Origin of the sequence: Veillonella sp. (assembly GCF_015058545.1) — a bacterium.
GTDB lineage: Bacteria > Bacillota > Negativicutes > Veillonellales > Veillonellaceae > Veillonella_A.
In genome coordinates this window covers 1-3,234 of the sequence record NZ_SVCB01000119.1, presented here as the reverse complement: position 1 = coordinate 3,234, position 3,234 = coordinate 1, and the positions used below count along the sequence as shown (strand labels likewise).

Genomic DNA, 3,234 nt, shown 5'->3' with positions numbered 1-3,234 from the left:
TCATAGATACCAAGTCCTGCGGTGATGTTACAACTACAATACCGTCTAAGGACAAAGACTGGAATACGGTAATGGCTACGTCGCCGGTTCCCGGTGGCATATCCACGAATAAATAATCCAAATCCTTCCAAATTACATCCGTGTAAAACTGCTTAACTACATTGCCTACGATAGGACCGCGCCATAACACAGGGTCACTTTCGTTCTCGAGTAAAAGGTTAACCGACATTACGTCGATGCCGCCTTTAGACTGAATCGGGTACATACCTAATTCATCTACATGAGCTTTACCGTTAATACCAAATACTTTAGGGATGGAAGGACCGGTAATATCACCGTCAAGAATCCCTACTTTAAAACCACGACGTGCCATCGTAATAGCTAATAAAGATGTAACGAGGGATTTACCTACGCCACCCTTACCGCTGACTACGCCGATAACATGTTTTACACTGCTTAAATCATTAAGCTTTGCCGTCAAATCCGGCGGCGTTTGTTGAGCACTGCCGCAAGAGGATGCTGAAGAGCAACCGCTGCAGCCGCCTGAACTACCACATGCCATAAAATACACCTACTTTCAATCGGCCTTGCCGATATATTCATTTAATTATACGAAGAAATCTTTCTTCCTCTAAAGTGTAGCATATAAATCAGCTTTTATCAATATAAGAGAGTGCATGGCAAACATGATAATCTGTTATGCCCATGCACTCTGATGATTTGTAATTATACGAAATTATGAAGTAATTGTAAAGTCTAATCAATTAAAAAATATGACTATTTGATAAATGATTTTGTTAATTGACCTACAATCGTCATACCTGCCACGATTTGTTCCTTACTTGGGAAGGTAAAACTGAAGCGGAACGACTGACCGGCCGGTACACCGTCGGCCGCAAAAGCTGCGCCCGGTACGATACCTACCTTATGCTCCATACAGGCTTCGAAGAAAGCGTCACAATCGACACCGTCCGGCATGGTAAGCCATAAGAACATACCGCCGGTCGGTTCCACAAAATGAACCTTATCGCTGCCGTGCGCTCTAAGGGTTTGCATCATCAAGTCGGCTTTCTCTTTGTACACCGTCGAAACGTGTTTAATCTGAGCGTCATAGTCAATAACATCGAGCAAGCGGGATACAACGCGCTGGGTAACGAGTGGCATTTGACCGTCCTGATTATTCTTTAACGCCTGAATCGCTTCAATGGCTTGTTTAGGACCGTACAAGAAACCTACGCGAAGACCGGCCGATAAAGTTTTGGAATAGGAACCGGCATAGATAACGCGATTATCCGTGTCCATTTCTTTAAACGTCGGCACAATAGTATCGGTAAAACGAATTTCACCATATGGATCGTCTTCATAGATAAAAAGATTATATTTAGCAGCAATCGAATAAATCGCTTTGCGGCGTTCTAAAGGCATAGTGATACCTGTCGGATTTTGGAAATTAGGGATTAAGTAGATATATTTCCCCTTGCCTTTATTAGCGGCTTCTTCCAATGCTTCCGGAATCATACCGAAATCGTCCATGGCAATGCCCACGGCTTTAGCCCCCACGTTACGAACCGCGTTAATACCGCTGGTAAATGAATAGGCATCCATGAATACTTCGTCACCCGGTTCACACAAAGTACGAGGTACAAGCCCCAAATCCTGACCGGCGCCGATAGAGATTAAAAGTTGCTGCCCTTCCGTCGGCATATGGCGAACTTTAACGAGACGTTCAATCGTCTGCTCGGCCAAACGGGCATCACCGGCCATAGGACCGTACTGTAATATGTCAATCGGATTAGTATGCACCACATGGTCGAAGGCTTCTTGAATTGCCTCTACCGGAATCGCTTCCGAAGCGGGATTACCGATACCGAAACTGATAAAACCGGGAATACCGGCACCGCGTTCAAATACTTTACGGATAAAATTCAGCCCTTTTAATTGGGCTCTGTCCGGAATTTGAAATGTAAAACTCATAACTCTCTCTCCTTTTACTACTATACTGCCAAGCTACATATTGGATAAACGATAAGCGTACCCAAGTAGGTACGCTTACATTTAATTTATTATTTATTTTACTATGAAAACATGAATTTGACCACTGTTTATATTAAGCGGTGGCCGGATAATTCATTTTCCGTTTTTGAAAAGCACATTTCGTTTAACTTAAGTCAACCTTAATAAACAAATATTTATTCCGGCGTTTGCTCGCGCTTTTTCATCCATCTTTTGTAACCATACCAAGCGATGGCATACACGACAGTTGCAACCACCACAATAATCGTCAAACGATCCAAATGCTGATGTAACATAACCGCATCGTGACCTACCACGACTTCAAGGGCGGTGGACGGAAACTTACCGATTAAGTTGGCAATGGCATAATCGCGTAAGCTGATACGACTGATAGCCCCTAAAGCGGTAATGATGCCGGATGGGAAATACGGTATCGTACGGGCAAAAAGCATAACGGCTAGCCCGTTTTTACTGCTGAAGTCATCGACTTTAAGTAAAAACTTATTCTTCTGAATGAGCTTTTCAGCAGAGTCACGCAAAATATAACGCATGAGTAAGAAGCTGATGATAACGCCCACAGTTTCAGCGAGCCAGGAAATAATAATCCCCGGAATCAAACCGAAGATTAGGCCGTTCGCGGTTGAAAAGAAAATGGACGGCAAAAAGCCCGCAATATTTATAATTACATCGAGCACAAAGCTGATAACCCAGGCCCAGGCACCATAACTTTGAAGAACTTCCGCAATATGATGTACATCACCGGTCCCCAGCAAGTCAATCATATCACCGTAAAAGCCCGGCACAATGAGCTCCAAGCTGGCCAATAAAACGACTGCTAATACAACAACAAATACTTTAACCTTTGTTTCTGCTTTCATTCAGTACCCTCATACTAATTAACTATATATAAAACATATACTCACATGTTTGTAAAATCACAAATAAAACTAAAATGACCTTACCATTATTTCGAAATATTTCGAAATCTATTGTTCACTTGTATTTTACCATAAATAAGAGGCCTATAGGTACCCTTTACGTATAAATTTATCTATTGTTTAGATTTATAAGTTTAATGAAATAATCATAACCACCCGTAGAACGGGTGGTTTGCTCTGACCCTATAAGGGTCTTTCTCTAGTGGTTGCCCTCTAAAGAGGGCTTTGAGTAATCTGACAACCACTCTATTATCACTGGCTGCCCCCTACTCGGGGGCTTTTC

The 3,234-nt window shown here is 42.5% G+C and carries 3 protein-coding genes; all 3 read right to left on the bottom strand.

Annotated features, from left to right (window positions below):
- Positions 1–562, bottom strand: a 562-nt coding sequence (locus tag E7204_RS07865) for a P-loop NTPase (RefSeq protein WP_295183323.1), incomplete at its 3' end; no start/stop codon positions are given.
- A gap of 215 nt (positions 563–777) precedes the next feature.
- A complete protein-coding gene (locus E7204_RS07860) occupies positions 778–1,974 on the bottom strand; it encodes a PLP-dependent aminotransferase family protein (RefSeq protein WP_295183322.1) in 1,197 nt (398 codons plus the stop codon).
- 215 nt (positions 1,975–2,189) lie between these two features.
- Entirely contained in the window at positions 2,190–2,891 is a 702-nt protein-coding gene (locus E7204_RS07855) for a TVP38/TMEM64 family protein (protein ID WP_127058944.1), read from the bottom strand.
- Between the last annotated feature and the right edge of the window lie 343 nt (positions 2,892–3,234).

What these genes read in the sequence shown, in the direction of transcription:
- E7204_RS07860 (WP_295183322.1), bottom strand. Translation starts at nt 1,974, where the DNA reads ATGAGTTTTACATTTCAAATTCCGGACAGAGCCCAATTAAAAGGGCTG.
- E7204_RS07855 (WP_127058944.1), bottom strand. Translation starts at nt 2,891, where the DNA reads ATGAAAGCAGAAACAAAGGTTAAAGTATTTGTTGTTGTATTAGCAGTC.